The organism is Microcella sp. (genome assembly GCF_033763155.1).
Taxonomy (GTDB): domain Bacteria; phylum Actinomycetota; class Actinomycetes; order Actinomycetales; family Microbacteriaceae; genus Microcella.
On record NZ_JANRKZ010000167.1, the window covers coordinates 1 to 4,544 of the forward strand.

Consider the following 4,544-nt stretch of genomic DNA (forward strand, 5'->3'; position numbering starts at 1 on the left):
AGGGGGCCGAGGGCCAGGCTCGCGACGGCGAGCACGGCGGGAGCCAGCATGAAGCGGCGGCTCACGACCGCGAGCGTGGTCACGTCGTCGACGCCGGGCTTACGGGCAAAAGCGCCCCAGAAGAAACGGATGCTGTAGGCAACCGTGAGCGCCGACCCCACGACGACTCCGACCGTCGCGATCGCGGCCCACGTCTGCCCGGCCGCGTCGAGTTGTGCCGTGCCCTCCCCCGTCGCCGCAGACAGCAGCGCGTACAGCGCCGTCTCTTTCGCGACGAAGCCGACGACGGGAGGCAACCCCGCCATCGAGGCGAGCACGACGAGCGTGATGCCCGCGAGCCACGGCGAGCGCCGACCGAGCCCCGAGAGTTTGCGCAGGTCACGCGTGGCGGCTTTGTGGTCGATGATGCCCACAACGAGAAACAGGGACGCCTTGAAGAGCGCGTGTGCGAGCACGAGGGCGAGAGCCGCGAGAGCGGTGTCGCGCGTGCCGAACCCTGCGACGACGACAAGAAATCCGAGTTGGCTCAGGGTGCCGTAGGCGAGCAAGAGCTTGAGGTCGGTCTGCTTGAGCGCGGCCCAGCCGCCGAGCAGCATCGTGGCGACGCCGAGCACGACGACGACCTCGCGCCACCCTGGCACGTCGACCGTCGCGGGCGCGAGCCGCAGCACGAGATAGATGCCCGCCTTCACCATGGCGGCCGCGTGCAGGTAGGCACTCACGGGAGTCGGCGCGGCCATCGCACCCGGCAACCAGAAGTGCAAGGGGACGATTGCCGACTTCGACAGGGCTCCGACGAGCACGAGCATGATCGCGGTCGTCGTGAGGGGCCCCGCCGGCAGCTCGGCGAGAATCGTCGTGAGGTTCGACGTGCCGGCCTGCACGGCGAGCAGCACGAGGCCCACGAGCATGACGAGCCCGCCAAACGTCGTCGTGATGAGCGCTTGCAGGGCGGCACCGCGGCTGGCTTTGCGGTGGGTGTAGTGGCCGATGAGCAGATACGAGAAGACGCTCGTGGCCTCCCACAGCACGAACAACAGGTAGACATCATCGGCCAGCACGAGGCCATACATCGCGCCCGCGAACGCGAGCAACACCGCGGCGAATCGGCCGAGACCGGGCTCATCATCGCGAAAGTACGAGGCGCAGTAGAGCAGCACGAGACTGCCCACGCCGGTCACGATGAGGGCGAGCATCCACGACAGCGGGTCCATGCGCACGTCGAGCGAGAGTTGCAATTGCTCGATCCACATGAAGCGCTCGACGGGATGCTGTGCCGCATCACTCGCGAGCGCCAGGGGCGCCTGCACCAGCGTGTGCGCGAACGCCCCGAGCGGCACAAGGGCGGCGACCCAGAACACCCGAGCACGCAGAACGCGAGCGAGCGGCACGAGAGCGAGAGCGGCCACCGCGAACACCATCAGGACGATGAACATGCGTCCTCCCTCGGTGTCGGTGGTACGGCAAGGGGGTAGGGCGTCTCGGCGCGGTCGCCGGATGGCTCCAGCCTACTGAGCGATTCCGAGTGAATGCCTCAGGTCGTTCAGGTGCTGCAGTAGCTGCGCGACGGTCGCCGGATCAGCAACTCGATAGGCCGCTCGCGAGGCCGCGGTGCCCACCTTGATAGCGAGGTCGTCGGGTTCGAGCACGGCGAACGCGTCTTCATCGGTGAGGTCATCACCGGCGAACAGCACCGCCTCCGGGGCGAATCGCCCCCGCAGTGCGAGCAGCCCGTCACCCTTCGTCGCGTCGCGCACGGCGAATTCGACAACGTTTTTGCCCTCGCGCACGGTGAGTGCACCATCACGCTCGAGGGCCGCGACACGCACCGCGCGAGTGAGGGCGGCAGCCGCGACCGCGTCGACGAGCCGGGTGTGCACCGCGCAGCCGGCCGGCTTGTGCTCGATCCACGCGCCATCGGTGGCCGCGACGAGGGGCGCGAGCCGCGCGAGCAGCGCGGCGACCCGCTCACGGTCGGCGACGCCCAACGCCGGTAGGGCATCCCCCGCGTCGAACCGCATTTCGAGACCGTGTGAGCCGATGAGCGGAACGTCGGCCGGCAGCTCACTCACGGCGGCGAGGCTCGCGAGTGATCGACCCGAGATGAGCGCCAGAGTGACCCCCGGCAATGCGTGCAGCCGCACAAGCGCGTCGAGTGCTTCGGGAAGTGCCCGCGCCATTGACGGGTCGTCGACCTCGGGCGCGAGGGTTCCGTCAAAGTCGAGGGCCACGAGAATGCGCTCGTGAGCGGCGAACCGCTCAAGTGCCTCGAGAAGCTCAGGGGCGAGCGTCATCGCGCGCTCGAGTGGTGGTTCGCGTGCCGCAGGGTGTCGAGAAAAGTGTTCGACCAGCGCGATACGTCGTTCTCTCGCACGCGGCGGCGCAAGGCCCGCATGCGCGTGGTGCGTTCGCGCTGCGGCATGCGCACGGCGGCGACCATGGCCTCTTTGAGCCCGTCGATGTCGTGGGGATTCACGAGCAGGGCGTTTTTGAGCTCATCGGCGGCGCCCGCAAACTCGCTCAGAATGAGCACCCCGCCCTCGTCGAGCTGACACGCCACAAACTCTTTCGCCACCAGGTTCATGCCATCGCGCAGCGCCGTCACGAGCATGACGTCGGCGGCAAGATACAGCGCCACCATTTCTTCGCGCGGGTAGCCGTGGTGCAGGTAGGCGACCGCGCTATGGCTGATCGAGGCGTGCGTGCCATTGAGCCGCCCCACCGTGAGTTCGATTTCGTCGCGCAGCTGCATGTAGGCCGCGACGCGTTCGCGGCTGGGGCTCGCGACTTGCACGAGCACGGCATCCCCCACCGACAGCGCCCCCTCGTCGAGCAACTCGCCAAACGCCTTCAACCGGTGACGGATGCCCTTCGTATAGTCGAGGCGATCGACCCCCAGCATGATCGTCGAGGGGTTGCCGAGGTCATCGCGAATCTGTTGCGCGCGCGCCTGCACCTCGGGCCGCCCCGCGATCTCTTCGAACTCCGCGACGTCGATCGAGATCGGAAAGGCTTTAGCAATCACCGTGCGGTGGCCACCGGCCCCATCGGCAACGCGAATTTCCGGCGTGCGGGTGGCGTATCCCAGCAATCGGCGCACGGCGCGCGAGAAATTGCCCGCGTCGGCAACGCGCTGAAATCCGATGACGTCGGCGCCAAGCAGCCCGTCGATGATCTGTGTGCGCCACGGCAACTGCGCGTACAAGCCATAGGGAGGAAACGGGATGTGGTTGAAGAACCCAATCGTGAGATCGGGGCGCTGCTCGCGCAGCATGCGGGGCACGAGCTGCAGTTGGTAGTCCTGCACCCACACCGTCGCTCCCAGGCTGGCGACCCGTGCACTCGCGTCGGCGAAACGCTGATTGACCTCGACATACGCATCCCACCACTCACGGTGGTAGCTCGGCTGGGCAATCACGTCGTGATACAGCGGCCAGAGGGTGTCGTTGCTAAATCCCTCGTAGTAGTGCTCAATCTCGAGAAGGCTCAAGGCCACGGGAATGAGCGTCACGTCGTCAAACGTGAAGGGTTCGAGATCGAGATCGGCCTGGCCCGCCCACCCGACCCACGCGCCCTGAGATGCGCGCATGACCGGCTCCAGCGCCGTCACGAGCCCGCCGGGCGAGCGGTGCCAGCTCGCCGTGCCGTCGTCGTGGACCATGCGGTCGACCGGCAATCGGTTCGACACCACGACAAAGTCATAGCGGTTGGTGGCGGTCATGTCGCTCGCTCGTTTCCGGGGCTGAGGCTCGGGAGAATCGTCGGTGCGGGGCAGTCCGGTCTTTTCCACGGTATCAGCCGGGTTGACGCACGGTTCGACCAACCGTCATCAGGCGTTCACTCCCGCCTCGACGATGAGCGCGAGTGTGCCGCTTACCCTGGCGCCGTGATCAGCATCGGAATGGGCACCACCAGTGTCTTGCCGCGTCGCTTACACGACGCGTTTCGCCTCGCCGCCGAGGCCGGCTACGACGGGGTCGAGATCATGGTGACGAGCGACCCCGACACGCGAAACCCCCGTGTCATCAACGCGCTCAGTGATCGCTATGGGATGCCCGTGCTCAGCATCCACGCCCCCGTTCTGGTCTTGACGGCCTTCGTCTTCGGCGCCGACCCGCATCGCAAGCTCGACCGTTCGGCGGCGCTCGCGCGGCAGGTCGGAGCACACACCGTCGTCGTGCATCCACCGTTTCGCTGGCAGGCCCGGGCGGCGCGGCACTTCACGCAATCGGTGCGCCAGGTGAGTGACCGCTACGGGGTCATGGTGGCGGTCGAGAACATGTTTCCGGTCACGGTCGGGGGGCATGACCGCAATGCCTACGCTCCCGACTGGAACCCCGGGGCGATCGACGTCGACGCGCTCACGCTTGACTTCTCGCACGCCACTCTCGCGGGCATGAACGCTCACGAGCTCGCGAGGCAGTGGGGCGACCGCCTTCGGCACGTGCACCTCTGCGACGGCTCGTCAACCGAACCGAACGACCTCGTGTTCGATGAGCACTTGGTTCCGGGCCGCGGAGTACAGCCCGTCGCTGAGGTGTTGG

Annotated in this window: 4 protein-coding genes; 1 reads left to right on the forward strand and 3 read right to left on the reverse strand. The window is 67.3% G+C overall.

The genetic code is table 11. The features are described 5' to 3' along the window. The 3 genes from SFU54_RS07005 to SFU54_RS07015 all read right to left on the reverse strand — a co-directional run. Positions 1 to 1,436: proton-conducting transporter membrane subunit (locus SFU54_RS07005; protein WP_319015572.1), on the reverse strand; the 1,436-nt coding region annotated here is incomplete at its 3' end. A 72-nt stretch (positions 1,437 to 1,508) separates the two neighbouring features. Continuing rightward, positions 1,509 to 2,294, reverse strand: coding sequence for a trehalose-phosphatase (otsB, locus tag SFU54_RS07010; protein WP_319015573.1), 786 nt, complete (start codon positions 2,292 to 2,294; stop codon positions 1,509 to 1,511). Continuing rightward, entirely contained in the window at positions 2,291 to 3,721 is a 1,431-nt protein-coding gene (locus SFU54_RS07015; protein ID WP_319015574.1) for an alpha,alpha-trehalose-phosphate synthase (UDP-forming), read from the reverse strand. Before SFU54_RS07015 ends, otsB begins: the two co-directional genes overlap by 4 nt. 165 nt (positions 3,722 to 3,886) lie before the next feature. Here SFU54_RS07015 and SFU54_RS07020 point away from each other — a divergent pair. Further along, on the forward strand, positions 3,887 to 4,544 hold a 658-nt coding region (locus tag SFU54_RS07020), incomplete at its 3' end, for a sugar phosphate isomerase/epimerase (RefSeq protein ID WP_319015575.1).